The sequence below is a fragment of the Micromonospora sp. WMMA2032 genome, assembly GCF_002688545.1.
GTDB classification, from domain to species: Bacteria; Actinomycetota; Actinomycetes; order Mycobacteriales; family Micromonosporaceae; genus Micromonospora; species Micromonospora sediminicola.
In genome coordinates this window covers 2,846,771-2,863,477 of record NZ_CP024052.1, presented here as the reverse complement: position 1 = coordinate 2,863,477, position 16,707 = coordinate 2,846,771, and the positions used below count along the sequence as shown (strand labels likewise).

The window sequence follows — 16,707 nt, the reverse complement described above, 5'->3', positions numbered from 1 at the left end:
ATTTTCCGGTGCTAGGTTCCACCTGGTTGAGAAGTCGCGACTCTCTGTAGTAAGGCCAGTTCAGCAGCGGTGCGCTCCCGACGCGGATACCCGATGGTCCGCAATTGTTCGCGCCCGATCGCCCGTGTTCGAAAGCATCCGGCCCGCGCGGCAATTCGCGGGTCGGCCGTATCACCACGGTCCACAAAAGGGAGATCTGTCATGGCCACATTCTTCAAGCGAAAGGCGACGGTGGTGGCACTCGCCGCCCTGTCCCTCACCGTGGCGGGCGGAGGCGTCGCGATCGCCGCCCAGCCGGAGGCGAAGGTCCCGCAGCCCGCCGTCCGGAACGCTCCGCAGCAGCCGCCGGTGACCGCCGCCGAGCAGCGGGCCGCCCGGGCCGCCCTGCGCGCCACCCTGGCCCCGCCGGCGCCGGGCACGGTGGCCTGGGCGGTCGTCGCGCAGAATGGCACGCTGCTCCAGCACTCCGGCAACGTCGTCTCCTCGTCCAAGTTCGCGCCCGGGCCGGGTGTCCTCGCCGGCCAGTACCTGGTGCTGCTGGACTACAACGTCTCCGCGAAGTCGTACCACGTGTCCATCGGCACGAACGACACGGCGAACGTGCCCCCGGGCGGTGAGGTCGGGGCCGCGCCGCGGACCCTGACGCCGACCGGAGTGTTCGTGCAGACCCGCAACTCCACCGGCGGCTACGCGGACCGGCCGTTCCACATCGTGATCGCCAACTGACCCACCCGCCCGCGCGTCGACCCCCGCTCCGGCGGGGGTCGATGTCGTGTTCCGTGTCCGTCCGGGCCTCACAGCGCCGGTTCACGCCGTTGCCGCCCGATCGGGGAGGTCCTCCCGGTCCGGCCCGTCGACGGCCGGACAGGGGCCGATAATCCGACGTTTGTCGCGCGTCCGGCCCGGGAAGCAAGCACCGTGACGGACATCTCGGACACCCTGGCCAGCGTGCCCAGCCCGGTCGATGCCGATGCGAGCGGCGTCGAGCTGGAACAGACCCTCTTCGAGGTCAAACGCGTGATCGTCGGGCAGGATCGGCTCGTCGACCGCCTGCTCACCGCCCTGATCGCCGACGGTCACTGCCTGCTGGAGGGCGTACCGGGGGTGGCCAAGACGCTGGCCGCGCAGACGCTCGCCACAGTGGTCGGCGGGACCTTCGCCCGGATCCAGTTCACGCCCGACCTGGTCCCGTCGGACATCGTCGGCACCCGGATCTACCGCGCCTCCACCGAGACGTTCGACGTGGAGCTGGGACCGATCATGTCGAACCTGGTCCTCGCCGACGAGATCAACCGGGCCCCGGCCAAGGTCCAGTCGGCACTGCTGGAGGCGATGGCCGACCGGCAGGTCTCGATCGCCGGGCGGAGCTGGCCGGTGCCCGACCCGTTCCTGGTGCTGGCCACCCAGAACCCGATCGAGTCGGAGGGGGTCTACCAGCTCCCCGAGGCGCAGCGCGACCGGTTCCTCATGAAGGTCGTGGTCGACTACCCCAGCGACGCCGACGAACTGGCCATCCTCTACCGGATGAGCACCGAGCGGCCCACCCCGCGCCCGGTTCTCGACCCGGCCCGGCTGCGGGAACTCCAGCGCCGCGCGACCGACGTCTTCGTCCACCACGCGCTGGCCGAGTACGTGGTCCGGCTCATCCTCGCCACCCGCGACCCCGGGCGGTTCGGGCTGCCCGACGTCGCCCCGCTGCTGGCGTACGGCGCGAGCCCCCGGGCCACGCTCGGTCTGGTCGCGGCGGCCCGGGCACAGGCCCTGATCCACGGCCGGGACTACGTGCTGCCCGAGGACATCCGGGACCTGGCGGTGGACGTGCTGGCGCACCGGCTGGTGCTCTCCTTCGACGCGGTCGCCGACGGCATCTCCGGGGAGGACGTGGTGCGCCGGCTGGTCGAGGCGGTGCCCCCGCCCCGGCTGGTGACCGGGCCCGCGGAGGCGGCGCCGGACCTGGCGGCGGCATGACCCGCCGGGCCGTCCCCGCCCCGCCCGCGCCCGCCCGGCCCGATCTCGGCGCCGCCGCTCCCGGCCTCGCCGACCTCGCTCCCGACCAGCGGGTACGCCGACTGGAGCTGACCGTGACCCGGCGGCTGGACGGTCTGCTGCACGGCCGGTACCGGGGGCTGCTGCCCGGGCCCGGCAGTGAGGCGGCCGGCAGTCGCGAGTACCGCCCCGGCGAGGACGAGGTCCGCCGGATGGACTGGGCGGTCACCGCGCGCACCACCGTCCCGCACGTGCGCGAGGTCGACGCCGACCGGGAGCTGACCACCTGGATGGTCGTCGACGCCAGCGCCAGCATGGAGTACGGAACCGCGGCGCTGGACAAGCGGGAACTCGCGGTGGCGGCGGTGGCCTGCGTCGGCTTCCTCACCGCCGGGGTCGGCAACCGGCTGGGCGCCCAGGTGCTCGCCCCGGACGGGCTGCGCCGGTTCCCGGCCCGCAGCGGGCGTACCCATCTGCTCGGGCTGCTCCGTGCGCTGCTCGGCGCCCCGCGTACCGACGACGGACCGGACCCGCGCGCGGCCGGTCCGGCCGGCGGCGCCCGGGCGGGCGCCGCGCCGGGCCTCGCCGACGGGCTGGACGGCCTGCACCGGGTCGCCACCGGCCGAGGCCTCGTGGTGGTCGTCTCCGACTTCCTCGACGAACTGCCCGAGGACCCGGACGGCCCGCCGCCGCCCTGGGCGGCCGCGCTGCGCCGGCTGGCGGTCCGGCACCAGGTGCTCGCCGTGGAGGTGACCGACCCGCGCGAGCTGGAACTGCCCGACGTCGGCCTGATCACGCTGGTCGACCCGGAGAGCGGTCGCCACCGCGAGGTGTGGACCGGCGACCCGGCCCTGCGCGAGCGGTTCGCGCGGGCCGCCGCCGAGCAGCGCGACCAGGTCCGCCGCACGCTGCGCCGGGCCGGCGCGACCCACCTGGAGCTGCGCACCGACCGGGACTGGTGCGCGGATGTCGTCCGGCACGTGCACGAGCAGCGCCGGCTGGCGACGGCGCCGGCCGGCGCCCGGGGAGGTGCCGCATGACCTGGCAGTCGCCCGCCCGCCTGTGGCTGCTGCTCGCCGTCGCCGCGTTGGTCGCCGGCTATCTCGTGCTGCAACGCCGGCAGAGCCGCTACGCGGTCCGGTTCACCAACCTGCGCCTGCTGGACCGGGTGGCCCCGCGCCGGCCGGCCTGGCGACGACACGTCCCGGCCGGACTCTTCCTCGCCATGCTGGCGCTGCTGGTGGTCGGCTTCGCCCGGCCGGAGGCGGAGGTGCGGGTGCCCCGGGAGCGGGCCACCGTGATGGTCGCGGTGGACGTCTCCACCTCGATGCTCGCCTCCGACGTGGACCCGGACCGGCTGACCGCGGCCAAGGAGGCCGGCCGGAAGTTCGTCGACGGGCTGCCCGACGAGTTCAACGTCGGCCTGGTCGCGTTCGCCGGCAGCGCGGCGGTGCTGGTGCCCCCGAGCACCGACCGGGAGGCGCTGCACGAGGGGATCGAACGGCTCGCCGAGGGGATCACCGGCGTGCAGGGGACCGCGATCGGCGAGGCGATCAGCACCTCGCTGGGCGCGGTGAAGAGCCTGGACGCCACCGCCGCGAAGGACCCCCCGCCGGCCCGGATCATCATCCTCTCCGACGGCGCCAACACCTCCGGGATGGACCCGATGGAGGCCGCCGACCAGGCGGTCGCCGCCAAGGTGCCGGTGCACACGATCTCCTTCGGCACGCCCGGCGGCTCGGTCGACCGGGGCGGCCGGGCGATCCAGGTGCCGGTGGACGGGCAGACGCTCAAGGCGGTGGCCGACCAGACCGGCGGCGGTTTCCACGAGGCGTCCACCACCGCCGAGCTGAAGGACGTCTACGAGGACATCGGCACGTCGGTCGGCTACCGCACGGAACGGCAGGACGTCTCGGCCCGCTTCATCGGGCTCGGGCTGGTCCTGGCCATGGGCGCCGCCGCCGGGTCGCTGCGGTGGTTCTCCCGGCTGCCCTGACCCGCACACCACGACCGGACGACGGCACGACACGTGAGGAGCCAGGCATGGCAGTGCAGACCGGACTCGGCGAGCCGCGCGGTCCGTGGTTCGTCTCGCCGGAGCTGGACCCGGACGGGCGCGGGCACCGGGACGGGGCAGGCCCCGACCAGGGGGCGGGGCGGCGGAGTTGGCAGAGCCGGCTGCTGGGCGCGGCGGCGGTGGTGGCACTCTCCACCGTCTCCGGCGCGGCGGCCGGCACCTGGGCCGCCGACCGGGGTGCGCCCGGCCCGTCCGCGGCCTCGGCCGCGCCGGTGCCGGCGGAGCTGGTCACCGCCGCCGGCCGGACCGTGCCCGGCGTGGTGTCGGTGATGGTCGCCGGGAAGTCCGGCGCGGGGGCCTCCGGGTCCGGCTTCGCCATCGACAACGAGCAGCACATCGTCACCAACGACCACATCCTCGCCCGGGGTGGCTCGGGGCCGGTGACGGTGGAGACCTCGGACGGGCGTCGGTTCCCCGCCGAGGTGGTGGGCCGGGAGCCGGGCAGCGACCTCGCGGTGCTCAAGGTGCCGGCGTCCGCCGGGCTGCCGCCGCTGCCGTTGGCCAAGGCGAACTCGACCCGGGTGGGGGAGCCGGTGCTCGCGGTCGGCTCGCCGCTCGGGCTGGCCGGCACCGTCACCGCCGGTATCGTCAGCGCGCTCAACCGGCAGGTGCGGATCGGCAACGGCCGGCACACGGCGGTGCAGACCGACGCCTCCATCAACCCGGGCAATTCCGGTGGGCCGCTGGTGAACGCGCGCGGCGAGGTGGTCGGGGTCAACACCGCCATCGCCACCATCGACGGGAACGGCTCGATCGGCATCGGCTTCGCCATCCCGATCGACCAGGTCCAGCAGACTGCCGACACCATCATCGGTCGTGGCGGCTGAGCTGCGCAGACGCCGCGGAACTGTCGGATATCCGGCGTGGGAGCATCGGACAATGGAAATATTACGCTGAGTATGGATACTGGCGGAGGTGGAGCAAGCTGTCATCGCGGCCCTCCTCGTGGTGGGCCTGGTCATCGGCGCCGGTGTCGGCGCGTCGTACGCCCGTGCCCAGCGCGGCTGGAAGGACTACCAGACGATCCGGACCAGCGTGCCCGGCGCCCGGCGCAACGCCTGGACCGCGATCCGTGGCGTGGTCGTCAAGATCGCCGTGATCGCCCTGCTGACGGTCGGCGCGGCGGCGTACGCGGCGTCGGGCTCCGACGAGGAGCGGGCCAGTCCCACCCCGACCGGAACCCCCACCCCGAGCCACCGTCCGGGGCGCTAGCCTCGGGGGCGTGGACGACGGACTGCGGGTGACCGACCGGCTCGTGGTGCCCGCCGCCGAGCTGCGGGAGCGGTTCTCCCGATCGTCCGGGCCGGGCGGACAGGGGGTCAACACCACCGACTCGCGGGTCGAGTTGAGCTTCGACCTGGCCGGCTCGCCGAGCGTGCCCGAGTCACTGCGGGAACGGGCCCTGACCCGACTCGCCGGCCGGCTGGTCGACGGCGTGCTGACCGTCGCGGCCAGCGAGCACCGCGCGCAACTGGCCAACCGGGAAGCGGCCCGGGAGCGGATGGCCGCCCTGCTGCGCGAGGCGGTCGCCCCGCCGCCGAAGCCGCGCCGCCCGACCCGACCGTCGCGGGGCGCCAAGGAGCGCCGGTTGGCCGAGAAGAAGCGGCAGTCGCAGCGCAAGCGCGACCGTCGGGTGGACGGCGACTGATCCTCCGGTGGTCAGTGCGAGACCACCGGCTGCACGGCGGGTACGGGCCGGCCACGGGTCGCCTCGATGGCGGTGACGGCCAGGCAGACCGCGGTGAGCAGGGCCAGTGACACCAGCGCCGGAAGCCCCGCCGTCAGCGGCAGCAACGCGGCCACGAGCCCGGCCTGCGCCACGCGGAGCGGCCGGCGGCGTCCGACGGTCCGCGAGTGGAACGCCTGCACGGCGACCAGGTAGAGCAGCACCCCGCCGAAGAGCGCGGCGTGCCCCAACAGGTACGGCGGCGGTCCCAACGTGAGGAGACCGGCGCTGCCCAACACCGACATGGATTTCCGCAGGCCCAGGGAGACCAGCACGATCCCGGCGACCATGGGCAGGTGCAGCAACATGTACGCGTTCCGGGCGATCCGCGTCCGGACCGTTCCGTCGGCGGCCTCCAACGCCCGTTCCCCCTCGGCGCTGTCCCAGCCGAAGTAAGCCCACCACAATGCGGCGAGCAGCCCGGTGGCGAGCAGGACCGCCACGATGATCCGGGCCGAGATCGGGGTGTAGGCGAGCGCGGTGCCCATCGAGATCACCGCCTCGCCGAGCGCGATGATGACGATCAGGCTGAACCGGTCGGCCCAGTGCGCGGCGGATTCGATCCGCAGCACGCGCAGGACCCGGGCGTTGCCGAGGACGTCGACCAGGATCGCCGCGATCCACAGGCCCACCCGCACCGGAGGGAGCGCTCGGATGTCACCCACCGGCTCGGGCACCAGCGCCGCGATCAGCAGCAGGCCGAGCGCGACGAGGCTGGGCACGGTGGCCAGGGCCGGCCGCGGCGGCCACATCCCCGGGTGCTGTCGTGCCGCACCGGCGAACGAGACGAGCACCAGCAGCCGGATCACGGCGTAGCAGGCTACGAAGACCAGCGGCCCGGACATGCCGCCCAGCGCGTCCGCCAACGCCTGCGGGCCGGCCAGCGTGATCACCGCGGTGACCGCCACGACCAGCACCATCACCAGGCGTACCAGGGGACTCTCCGAACGCACCACCGAGGCCAGCCAGGCGTAGGCGCACCAGGCCAGCCAGAGCGTGGTGAGCACGAGCAGGCCGCGGACGACGCCGCTCACCGTCGGGTCGTCGGCCATCAGCGCCGCCACCTGGAGGAAGGCGTACACGAAGACGAGGTCGAAGAAGAGCTCCTTCGGTGTGACGCCGGCGTGCTCGTGGGCGCCGCCGATGGCCACGTGCAGGCGCCGGTGACGGTGCCGGAAGATCGTCGCGTCGGCCAACGCGGTCGCGCCCACGGCAGCCGCCAGCACGGCCAGTTCGGCGAGCACCGGCAGGCGCGGGGCGACCGGCGCGGCCGCCAGCACCAGCACGATGCCGAGCAGCGGCGAGCGGCCCAGGATGCGTAGCGTCCGCAGCTCGAACAGCACCAGTCCGACCAGGTACAGCACCACCCCGCCGTAGAGCGTCGCCACCCCGAGGAGCGGATCACTCTCCCCGCTGTGCACCCGCAGCTCGCCGAGTGCCTTCTTGAGTCCCAGCGCCACGAGGATCAGTCCGGCCATCATCGGCAGGTGCAGGAAGCTGTACGCGTCCCGTCCGAGTGCCGCGCGCCGGTCGCTCGCGACCCGCTGGAGCGCCTTCTCCGCCGCGAACCGGGCGATGTCGAAGTACGTCCACCAGAGCGCGCCGGCGAGCACGACACCGAGCAGAGTCCCGATCACCACGGCCGGGGTCAGCGGCTGCGCCACCGCCATGCCCTGGCTGAGCCCGATCGAGATGATCGTCTCGCCGAACCCGATCAGGATGATCAGCGCGTGTCGCTCCGCCCAGTACGGTATGGAGGCGATCCGCCACCGCTGGGCTCCGACCAGCAGGACGCCGCCGTACTCGACGACGACCGCACAACCGACCAGGGCGAATCGGACCCACTCCCGGGTGACGGCATCCGGGACGTAGGTCGGCGCCACCGCCGCCGCGAGCAGGAACAGCGCACCCACCGCGGCGGGCGGCCAGACCCTCCGGATCAGGTGCCGGACCCCGGTCCGGTCCGTCGTGGCCACCGTGGCCACGGCGAGCGCGGTGCCCCGCACGACGAGGTAACCCAGGGCGAAGACCACGGGACCGGACAGCCCGCCCGGACGATCCAGGAACGCCTCCCGCACCGTCAGGCTCATCACGAACAGGGCGGCGCTGAGCCCGAACATCGCCACCGGCAGGACGCCCCGATCCAGTCGCACCATCGTCCCGAGCCAGGCGAACGGCGTCCAGCACCACCAGAGCAGCACGAGGAGCAGGAGTCCACGGGGCAGACCGGCCGGGTTGAGCTGCTCGGCGGTCAACCCGGTGACGTTGAGGAAGGCGAACACGAAGATCAGGTCGAGGAACAACTCCAGCCGGCTGACCCCGCCGGCCTGGTCGGCCAGTTGGATCCGACCGACCCCGCCCATTTCCCCACTGTGCCAAGGCCCGAGGTTCGGGCGTCGGGGATTGCCCGATCGGGCCGGCTGGCAGCGGTTTAAAAGTTTGCGGCCCGCTGCGCGGCTGCCCAGAATCCATCCCGTGCCGACCGACTTCTCCGTCAAGCCCACGCTCACCGGCGAGCGTGTGCTGCTGCGCCCGTTCCACGACGACGACCTGCCCGCGCTGGCGGAGATCCTGACCGACCCGGAGGTGGCCCGGCTGACCGGGAGCCCGCCCGGGGAAGGCTTCCCCGACACCCGGCTGCGGGCCTGGTACGGCACCCGCAACAGCCAGACCGACCGGCTCGACCTGGCCGTGGTCGACCGCGCCAGTGGGCGCTGCGTCGGCGAGGTGGTGCTGAACGAGTGGGACCGCGCCAACGCGAGCTGCAACTTCCGCACCCTCATCGGGCCGACCGGACGGGACCGGGGCCTCGGCACCGAGGCGGTCCGGCTGATCGTCGGCCACGGCTTCGAGCAGCTCGGCCTGCACCGCGTCGGGCTGGAGGTGTTCGCGTTCAACCCGCGCGCCCGGCGGGCCTACGAGAAGGTCGGCTTCGTGGCCGAGGGGACGCTGCGGCAGGTGCTGCGCGACGGCGACGGCTGGGTGGACGCCACCGTCATGTCGATCCTCGCGCCGGAGTGGGCCCGACACCGGGGGCATCCGGAGGGTTGAGCCGGAGGCGTCGACCCGCGTCCGTGCTCGCCGACGCCGGCCTGCGCGCTCGGCTGACCCGCCGCGGCCCGGCTCAGGCCGGGCCGGCGGGCGCCGACCGGTCCAGCGCGGCCAGCAGGCGGGACCGCAGCCCGGCGGCCCGCTCGGCGAAGCCGCGCTGGGCGGCGGCGTACTCGGCCCGGCCCTCCGGGGTCTCCACCCGCACCGGCGGGTGGCCCAGATCCGCCAGGTCGTACGGGCTGGCCCGCATGTCCAGCACGCGGATCTCCCGGGCCAGCGCGAACGCGTCCGCGACCAGCTCCGACGGCACCAGCGGCGAGAGCTTGTAGGCCCACTTGTAGAGATCCATGTTGGCGTGCAGGCAGCCCGGCTGCTCCAGCGCGTGCTGACTCTCCCGGGTCGGTTGGAGCACGTTGAGCGGCCGGGCCGGACCGGTGAAGAACCGGAACGCGTCGAAGTGGCTGCACCGCACGCCACGCTCCTCGACCACCGCCGCGGTCGCCTCCGGGCTCAGGCGCAACGGCCAGGCGTTGTGCCGCACCTGCTCCTGCGTCTGCCGGTAGACCATCGCCCACTCGTGCATGCCGAAGCAGCCCAGGTGCGCCGGGCGACCGGCGGTGGCCGCCAGCAGCGTACGGATCCAGTCGATCGACTCGGCGCGCCGCGCGCGTACCCGCTCGGTGTCGAGGGTGAGCCCGGCGGCGCCGGCGGTGTAGTCCGGGCCGAACCCGGCCGGGTCGGCGTCGCGCAGCGCCACGCCCGCGCCGGGGTGCCACCGGCGCAGCTGCGCCGGCCGGTGCGAGTAGTAGGTGAACAGGAAGTCCTCCACCGGATGCTTCACCCCGGTGCGGCGGCGGGCCAGGTGCGGCGCCAGCCAGGCGTCGACCCGCTCCTCGTGGGCGCGCCGGCGGGCCTGCCAGTCGGCCGCGTCGAGCACGGCGGCGGGGGCGAGGGCGGCGGTCACGGACCCCAGGGTACGACCGCCGCCCGCACCCCGGTCAGTCCACGTCCACCCGCACGCCGGCGGAGAACACCCCGCTGCGCAGCTCCAACTGCTTCGGCGGCTCGCCGCCGTGCACGGTGAAGACCAGCGGCAGCAGCACCCGCCGGCCGGCGGCCACCGGTTGGGCGAACACGTCCCGGCCGAGGTTCGCCACCCGCGTGGCGTTCTCGTCCGCGGCCACCCAGTTGCCGCCGGGCAGGTACGCGCGCTGCAACTGACCGTGCCACGTCTGCTGCTCGGACGTGAGGTTGCGCACGCCCACGGTGGCCAGGCACGGCCGCCCGCCGCCCGGCGCCGCCGGCAGCACCCCCGTCCCGCAGCTCATCCGGTAGACGGTGAACTCGAACGCGGTCTCCCGCAACGGCACCCCCAGCGCGCCGGTGACGCTGCTGCCCACCCAGGCGCCGCTGGTCGGCTGCTTGGTGGTGTCCATCGCGGCGACCCGCTGCGTGGCCGTCCACGCCGCCGCCCCGACCACGCCGGCCAGCACCGCGGCGGCCACGCCGACCACCAGCCAGACCGGCGGCCGGCGACGTCGGACGGCGGGCGTGGGCAGCGCGGGGCGCGGGTAGACGGTGCTCCGGTCCTCCGGGCCGCCCGCCCCGCTCGCGGCGACCGGTTCGGCCGGTCGAGTCCCGGTCGCGCCCGACGCCCCGATCGTGCCCCCGCTCGTCGTGGCGGGCCGGCGGCGTCGCCGGGCCGCCGCCCACCAGAGCAGGCCGCCGGTGAGCACCAGCAGCGCGGCGAACGCGGCCAGCAGCACCGGCGGACGACGCCAGGCCGGGGCCGCCGTCACCTGCGCCGCCGGCGCCGTGGCCGCGCCCACCCAGGTCGCCGTGGCGCAGTCGTACGGACGGGTGCCGTCGGTGCCGTAGACGCAGGTGGGGGCCGTCACCGAACGGCCCGGGCCGGTGACCGCGAGCGCGGTGTGCAGGGTGGTGGTGCTCCGCGCCGGCAGCCGCAGCCGCCAGGTGACCTCGCCGGCCGTCGCCCCGACCGGGCCGGTGGCCCGGCCCCCGCCGGTCACCGTGGTGGCGCGGGAGCCGGTCGGCAGCTCCTGCCGCACCAGCGTCTCGACCGGCGTCGTACCGGCGTTGCGCACCTCGATCCGGTAACCCGGCGCCGGCGTGCCGGCCGCGCCCACCGCCACGCTCACCGGTGGCATCGACGCCGGGACCGGAGCCGGGCCGGTGGTCGGCACCGCGGGCGGCACCGCCGGGACGCCGGTCGGGATCGGGGTGGCCGCCTCGGCCGGGCGGGCCGGCGCCGCGACCGCGGCCGGCGGTGGGGCCGGTCGGGCGGGAGCGGCGGCCGCCCGGGGCGCCGCCGGGGGCAGCGCGGGCACGGCGGCGATGACGCCGAGGCAGTTCACCAGCACTGCCAGGGTCCTGTGGTGTCGTCTCGATGCAGGCATACCAACGAACCTCCGGACCCGAAGCTATGGTCCGGGGCCCGCCGGGCGGGTACGAAGCCGGCAATCCCGCCCCGGCCGGTGTGATCCGGCGTACCCTGGCCGGCCGCGCCGGGCCGGACCGGCTGCCACCCGCCGGTGTCGGGGATAGATTGGCCAGGTGCGTATCGCTCGTTTCGCTCATGCCAAGGGAATGTCGTTCGGAGTCGTCGAGGGCGAACCGGAGGCCGGGCCGCAGGGCCTGACCATCGCCGAGATCGAGGGGCACCCGTTCGGGCAGATCCAGTTCTCCGGCGCCCGCTGGGCGCTCTCCGACGTCCGGCTCCTGTCGCCGATCCTGCCCAGCAAGGTGGTCTGTGTCGGGCGTAACTACGCCGAGCACGCCGCCGAGCACGGCAGCGAGGTGCCCAAGGAGCCGCTGCTCTTCCTCAAGCCGTCCACCTCGGTGATCGGTCCGCGGGACGCCATCCGCCTGCCGATCTTCTCGAAGCAGGTGGAGCACGAGGCGGAGCTGGCCGTGGTGATCGGGGCGCCGGGCGCCCGCCGCGCCGACCGGGCCGCCGCCGAGCGGGCCATCTTCGGCTACACCTGCGCCAACGACGTCACCGCGCGGGACCTCCAGCGGTCCGACGGCCAGTGGACCCGGGCCAAGGGCTTCGACTCGTTCTGCCCCATCGGTCCGTGGATCACCACCGGGCTGGACGTGGCCGACCTGGAGATCCGGTGCGAGGTGGGCCGCAACCCGGAGGAGATGGAGGTCCGCCAGCTCGGCCGGACCAAGGACATGGTCTTCGACGTGCCGGGCCTGGTGTCCTACATCTCGCACGTGATGACGCTGCTTCCCGGCGACGTGGTGCTCACCGGCACGCCGGCGGGGGTTAGCCCGCTCACCGAGGGGGATACGGTCACCGTGCGGATCGAGGGGATCGGGGAACTCAGCAACCCCGTCGTCCCCGTCGCCTGATCCGTCCGACGCCCCGTTTCCGCAGGTCAAGGGTGGTTCGGGGGGTTGGATTTGGCCTGTCGGCACCGGGAGGGTAAAGTTCATTCCCGGCGCCGCAAGGGGCCAATGGGGTATGGGGTAATTGGCAGCCCGACTGATTCTGGTTCAGTTAGTCTAGGTTCGAGTCCTGGTACCCCAGCGCAGCCGCGGGTTCGCAAGAACCTCGGTCGCTGGATTCCGGCAGTTCACCGCTGCCGGAGTGCAAGAAGGTTCTGGCCCCGTCGTCTAGCGGCCCAGGACGCCGCCCTCTCAAGGCGGTAGCGCCGGTTCGAATCCGGTCGGGGCTACAGCACCGTCAGCCCGTCCCACTTCCCGGGGGCGGGCTGTTCTGCTGTTCGGCTCCCCGCGCAGGGGGTGACCCCCGGCGGCGGTGCCGGACGCGGTGCCGCTAGACTACTGCCACGCCGCCCGGCAGGGTGGTGAAGCAGGAAAAGTGCCTGGCCCCGTCGTCTAGCGGCCCAGGACGCCGCCCTCTCAAGGCGGTAGCGCCGGTTCGAATCCGGTCGGGGCTACGTCATCGAACGGCCCGTCTCGCTCCCGCGAGACGGGCCGTTCGACATTCTGCCTTCCCTCCGGCCTGGTCGCTCCGCGTCCCCTCCGGCCCGGTCGCTCCTCGTCGATCAAGGAGTTCGCGTCACCCGCGCTGCCCCGAGCCGACGCAAACTCCTTGATCGACGGAGCGGGACGGCTGCCGCCGCCTGGAACAGCGAAGATCTTGGTACGAAACGGCCCCTGGAGGGGCCGTTTCGTACCAAGATCTCGCAGCCGGGCAGCCGGGCAGCCGGGCAGCCGGGCAGCCGGGCAGCCGGGCAGCCGGGCAGCCGGGCAGCCGGGCAGCCGGGCAGCCGGGGGTCAGAGGCCGGAGAGGCGTTGGCCGGCGCGGACGACGGCCATGGCGTGGCGTTCGCCGGGGCGGCGGCCGAGGCGTTCGATCGGACCGGAGATGCTGATCGCGGCGATCACCCGCCCGGTGCGGTCCCGGATCGGGGCGGAGACGCTCGCCACGCCGGCCTCCCGCTCCGCGACGCTCTGCGCCCAGCCGCGCCGGCGCACCTCGGCCAGCGTGCGGCCGGTGAACTTGGAGCGGGGGAGCAGCGGCATGACCGCCTCCGGTGGCTCCCAGGCGAGCAGGATCTGGGCCGCCGAGCCGGCGGTCATCGGCAGCACCGAGCCGACCGGGACGGTGTCCCGCAGACCGCTGGCGCGCTCGGCGGCGGCCACGCAGATGCGCTCGTCGGCGCGGCGCAGGTAGAGCTGGGCGCTCTCGCCGGTGGCGTCGCGCAGCGCCGCGAGCAGCGGCTCGGCGGCGGTGAGCAGCACGTCCGGGGCCGCGTTGGCCAGCTCGCCCAGGCGTGGACCCGGGCGCCATCGGCCCTGGGTGTCCCGGACCAGCATCCGGTGGATCTCCAGCGCCTGTGCCAGCCGGTGCGCGGTGGCCCGGGGCAGCTTGGTGCGTTCAACGAGTTCGGCCAGGCTGGCGCCGTCGACACAGGCGGCCAGGATGACCACCGCCTTGTCGAGAACGCCGACACCGCTCATACTGTGTCCCACAAGCCGAAATTTACCTCCCAGAATTTAGGATGTCCAGATGGTGGGAGTCACTCAACCGAGGACCCTGGCCGAGAAGGTCTGGGACGCGCACGTGGTCCGCTCCGCCGCCGGCGAGCCGGACCTGCTCTTCATCGACCTGCACCTGCTGCACGAGGTGACCAGCCCGCAGGCGTTCGACGGGCTGCGCCTGGCCGGGCGCGGGGTGCGCCGGACCGATCTGACGATCGCGACCGAGGACCACAACACCCCGACCGGGTACGACGACCCGGCGTTCCGCTCCCGGCGCGGCGACCTGCTCACGATCGCGGACCCCACCTCCCGCACCCAGATCGAGACGCTGCGCCGCAACTGCGCCGAGTTCGGGGTGCGGCTGCACCCGCTGGGCGACGAGAACCAGGGCATCGTGCACGTCATCGGCCCGCAGCTCGGTCTCACCCAGCCCGGCATGACGATCGTCTGCGGCGACTCGCACACCGCCACCCACGGCGCGTTCGGCGCGCTCGCGTTCGGCATCGGCACCAGCGAGGTCGAGCACGTGCTCGCCACCCAGACGTTGCCGCAGGCCCGCCCGCGCACCATGGCGGTCAACGTGGTCGGCGAACTGGCGCCCGGCGTCACCGCCAAGGACCTGGTGCTCGCGCTGATCGCGCAGGTGGGCACCGGCGGCGGTCGCGGCCACATCGTCGAGTACCGGGGCGAGGCCATCCGCGACCTGTCGATGGAGGGGCGGATGACGATCGCCAACATGTCCATCGAGTGGGGCGCCAAGGCCGGCATGATCGCGCCGGACGAGACCACGTTCGCGTACCTGAAGGGGCGGCCGAACGCGCCCCAGGGGGCCGACTGGGACGCGGCGCTGGAATACTGGCGGACGTTGCCCACCGACGAGGGCGCGACGTTCGACACCGAGGTCACGCTGGACGCGAGCCGGATCACGCCGTTCGTCACCTGGGGCACCAACCCCGGTCAGGGCGTGCCGCTGGGCGCGACCGTGCCGGACCCGGAGGCGTTCGACACCGAGCCGGAGCGGGTCGCCGCCCGGCGGGCGTTGGAATACATGGACCTCAGCCCCGGCACCCCGCTGCGCGACCTCGCCGTCGACGTGGTCTTCGTCGGCTCCTGCACCAACGGCCGGTTGGAGGACCTGCGGGCCGCCGCCGACGTGCTGCGCGGGCGGCGGGTCGCCGACGGCGTACGCATGCTCGTGGTTCCCGGCTCCGCCGCGGTCCGGGAGGCGGCCGAGATCGAGGGGCTGGACCAGGTCTTCACCGACGCGGGCGCCGAGTGGCGGTTCGCCGGCTGCTCCATGTGTCTGGGGATGAACCCCGACACGCTCAGGCCCGGGGAGCGCTCCGCCTCGACCTCCAACCGCAACTTCGAGGGCCGCCAGGGCCGGGGCGGGCGTACCCACCTGGTGTCCCCGCCGGTCGCCGCCGCCACCGCCGTGGTCGGCCGGCTGGCCGCCCCCGCCGACCTGTAGAAGGGCAGCCGAGAGATGGACAAGTTCACCACCCACACCGGCACCGTGGTGCCGCTGCGGCGGTCCAACGTGGACACCGACCAGATCATCCCCGCCGTGTACCTCAAGCGGGTGACCCGGACCGGTTTCGCCGACGGCCTGTTCAATGCGTGGCGGGAGGACCCGTCATTCGTTCTCAACGATCCCGCTTATTCGGGAGCGTCGATTCTTGTGGCCGGTCCGGAGTTCGGCACCGGGTCGTCCCGGGAGCATGCCGTCTGGGCGCTGCGGGACTGGGGGTTCCGGGCCGTCGTGTCGCCCCGCTTCGGCGACATCTTCCGCGGCAACGCGCTGAAGGAAGGGCTCCTTCCGGTCGAGCTGGAATTGAGTGCCGTGGAGCAACTCTGGGCGCTCGCGGAATCCGATCCGACCACTCCGGTCACCGTCGATCTCGACGCCCGCGAGGTCCGCGCCGGGGATGCCACCTGGGCCTTCCCGCTGGACGACCACAGTCGGTGGCGGCTGATGGAGGGCTTGGACGACATTGGACTCACCCTCCGGCACGAGGCCGACATCGCCACGTACGAGGCCTCCCGACCGGTGTTCCTGCCCTCGATCGCCTGACCCGTACCCCCTTTTCGCCCCCACCGGCCCGGCCGGTGGGGGCGAATCCGTTGCGACACAAGGGCTTTTTTCCACCGAATGTTTGTGTCCAGGCAGCACAGGGCATACCGTGCGCGCAGAATGGCTCGCGTCGAGTCAGTTGCACAATCGGGAGGAAGTCGTGAACAAGGCCGAGCTCATCGAGGCGCTCGCCGTTCGCCTGGGGGACCGGAAGACGGCGACGGCCGCGCTCGACGCGGTTCTCGCTGAGGTCCAGGCGGCGGTCACCAAGGGCGAGAAGGTGGCGATCACCGGATTCGGAGCGTTCGAGAAGCGCGTCCGGGGAGCCCGAACAGCGCGCAACCCGCGGACCGGCGAGGCGGTGAAGGTCAAGAAGACCTCCGTCCCGACCTTCCGGGCGGGCGCGGGCTTCAAGGAGATGGTGGCCAGCGGCAAGGTGCCGAAGGACACCGCCGCCGCGAAGAAGACCACCGGGGCCGCCAAGACCACCGCGGCGGCGAAGAAGACCACGGCGGCGAAGACCACCGGGGCCGCGAAGAAGACCACGGCGGCGAAGGCCACCAAGACCACGGCCGCGAGCAAGAAGGCCGCACCGGCCAAGAAGGCCACCGCGACCAAGACCGCGGCGGCGAAGAAGACGACCGCGGCGAAGTCCGCCACGGCCAAGAAGACCACCGCGGCCAAGAAGACGACCGCGGCCAAGTCGGCCACGGCGAAGAAGACCACGGCGGCCAAGAAGGCGCCCGCGAAGAAGGCGCCGGCCAAGAAGGCCGCCACCCGGCGCTGACCGGACCGTCCCACCGGGGGCGCCCACCG

General features: G+C 73.6%; 16 protein-coding genes and 3 tRNA genes. 15 read left to right on the top strand and 4 right to left on the bottom strand.

Annotation, left to right across the window (positions count from 1 at the left end; translation table 11 throughout):
- Positions 1–201: 201 nt before the first annotated feature.
- The 7 genes from CO540_RS12655 (at position 202) to arfB (ending at position 5,711) form a co-directional block, all read left to right on the top strand.
- Positions 202–726 (top strand): hypothetical protein, encoded by a 525-nt coding sequence (locus CO540_RS12655; protein WP_099162185.1) that lies wholly within the window; start codon positions 202–204, stop codon positions 724–726.
- A 192-nt stretch (positions 727–918) separates the two neighbouring features.
- Positions 919–1,968, top strand: a complete 1,050-nt coding sequence (locus tag CO540_RS12650) for a MoxR family ATPase (protein ID WP_091580527.1) — start codon at positions 919–921, stop codon at positions 1,966–1,968.
- Positions 1,965–3,026 carry a DUF58 domain-containing protein gene (locus CO540_RS12645; protein WP_099162184.1) on the top strand — a complete coding sequence of 354 codons (1,062 nt, stop codon included), beginning with the start codon at positions 1,965–1,967 and terminating at the stop codon, positions 3,024–3,026. Before CO540_RS12650 ends, CO540_RS12645 begins: the two co-directional genes overlap by 4 nt.
- Positions 3,023–3,982: a VWA domain-containing protein gene (locus tag CO540_RS12640; RefSeq protein ID WP_098743375.1), complete on the top strand. Its 960-nt coding sequence runs from the start codon at positions 3,023–3,025 to the stop codon at positions 3,980–3,982. The genes CO540_RS12645 and CO540_RS12640 overlap by 4 nt, the downstream gene beginning before the upstream one ends.
- 47 nt (positions 3,983–4,029) lie before the next feature.
- Positions 4,030–4,890: a S1C family serine protease gene (locus CO540_RS12635; protein WP_098743373.1), complete on the top strand. Its 861-nt coding sequence runs from the start codon at positions 4,030–4,032 to the stop codon at positions 4,888–4,890.
- An 88-nt stretch (positions 4,891–4,978) separates the two neighbouring features.
- A complete protein-coding gene (locus CO540_RS12630; protein WP_098743372.1) occupies positions 4,979–5,275 on the top strand; it encodes a hypothetical protein in 297 nt (98 codons plus the stop codon).
- 10 nt (positions 5,276–5,285) lie between these two features.
- Positions 5,286–5,711 (top strand): alternative ribosome rescue aminoacyl-tRNA hydrolase ArfB, encoded by a 426-nt coding sequence (gene arfB, locus CO540_RS12625; protein WP_091580508.1) that lies wholly within the window; start codon positions 5,286–5,288, stop codon positions 5,709–5,711.
- An 11-nt stretch (positions 5,712–5,722) separates the two neighbouring features.
- Here the strand turns inward: arfB and CO540_RS12620 are convergent, their stop codons facing one another.
- On the bottom strand, positions 5,723–8,152 hold the full coding sequence (locus tag CO540_RS12620) for a low temperature requirement protein A (protein WP_099162183.1): 2,430 nt from the start codon (positions 8,150–8,152) through the stop codon (positions 5,723–5,725).
- Positions 8,153–8,264: 112 nt separating this feature from the next.
- On the opposite strand from CO540_RS12620, the gene CO540_RS12615 reads away from it, so the two are divergent.
- On the top strand, positions 8,265–8,840 hold the full coding sequence (locus tag CO540_RS12615) for a GNAT family N-acetyltransferase (protein WP_099162182.1): 576 nt from the start codon (positions 8,265–8,267) through the stop codon (positions 8,838–8,840).
- 73 nt (positions 8,841–8,913) lie between these two features.
- Here the strand turns inward: CO540_RS12615 and CO540_RS12610 are convergent, their stop codons facing one another.
- Together CO540_RS12610 and CO540_RS12605 are read right to left on the bottom strand one after the other, a co-directional pair.
- Positions 8,914–9,804, bottom strand: coding sequence for a 3-methyladenine DNA glycosylase (locus CO540_RS12610; RefSeq protein ID WP_099162181.1), 891 nt, complete (start codon positions 9,802–9,804; stop codon positions 8,914–8,916).
- A gap of 34 nt (positions 9,805–9,838) precedes the next feature.
- Complete coding sequence (locus CO540_RS12605) at positions 9,839–11,257, bottom strand: hypothetical protein (RefSeq protein ID WP_099162180.1); 1,419 nt, start codon at positions 11,255–11,257, stop codon at positions 9,839–9,841.
- 157 nt (positions 11,258–11,414) lie between these two features.
- Here CO540_RS12605 and CO540_RS12600 point away from each other — a divergent pair, with 157 nt between their 5' ends.
- The 4 genes from CO540_RS12600 to CO540_RS12585 all read left to right on the top strand — a co-directional run bounded on the left by CO540_RS12600 (position 11,415) and on the right by CO540_RS12585 (position 12,769).
- The gene (locus CO540_RS12600; RefSeq protein WP_098743366.1) at positions 11,415–12,218 is read left to right on the top strand and encodes a fumarylacetoacetate hydrolase family protein; all 804 of its coding nucleotides are present in this window, start codon (positions 11,415–11,417) and stop codon (positions 12,216–12,218) included.
- Positions 12,219–12,324: 106 nt separating this feature from the next.
- Positions 12,325–12,396, top strand: a tRNA-Gln gene (locus CO540_RS12595).
- Between the two features lie 75 nt (positions 12,397–12,471).
- A tRNA-Glu gene (locus tag CO540_RS12590) sits at positions 12,472–12,544 on the top strand.
- A 152-nt stretch (positions 12,545–12,696) separates the two neighbouring features.
- Positions 12,697–12,769 (top strand) — tRNA-Glu (locus CO540_RS12585).
- A 340-nt stretch (positions 12,770–13,109) separates the two neighbouring features.
- Here CO540_RS12585 and CO540_RS12580 read toward each other — a convergent pair.
- On the bottom strand, positions 13,110–13,796 hold the full coding sequence (locus tag CO540_RS12580; protein ID WP_013284529.1) for an IclR family transcriptional regulator: 687 nt from the start codon (positions 13,794–13,796) through the stop codon (positions 13,110–13,112).
- Between the two features lie 49 nt (positions 13,797–13,845).
- Between CO540_RS12580 and leuC the strand changes: the two genes are divergently transcribed.
- From leuC to CO540_RS12565, 3 genes are all read left to right on the top strand, one after another.
- On the top strand, positions 13,846–15,288 hold the full coding sequence (leuC, locus tag CO540_RS12575; protein WP_099162179.1) for a 3-isopropylmalate dehydratase large subunit: 1,443 nt from the start codon (positions 13,846–13,848) through the stop codon (positions 15,286–15,288).
- 15 nt (positions 15,289–15,303) lie between these two features.
- Complete coding sequence (gene leuD, locus CO540_RS12570) at positions 15,304–15,891, top strand: 3-isopropylmalate dehydratase small subunit (protein ID WP_091580488.1); 588 nt, start codon at positions 15,304–15,306, stop codon at positions 15,889–15,891.
- Positions 15,892–16,051: 160 nt separating this feature from the next.
- Positions 16,052–16,678, top strand: a complete 627-nt coding sequence (locus CO540_RS12565) for an HU family DNA-binding protein (RefSeq protein ID WP_098743362.1) — start codon at positions 16,052–16,054, stop codon at positions 16,676–16,678.
- Positions 16,679–16,707: the final 29 nt, after the last annotated feature.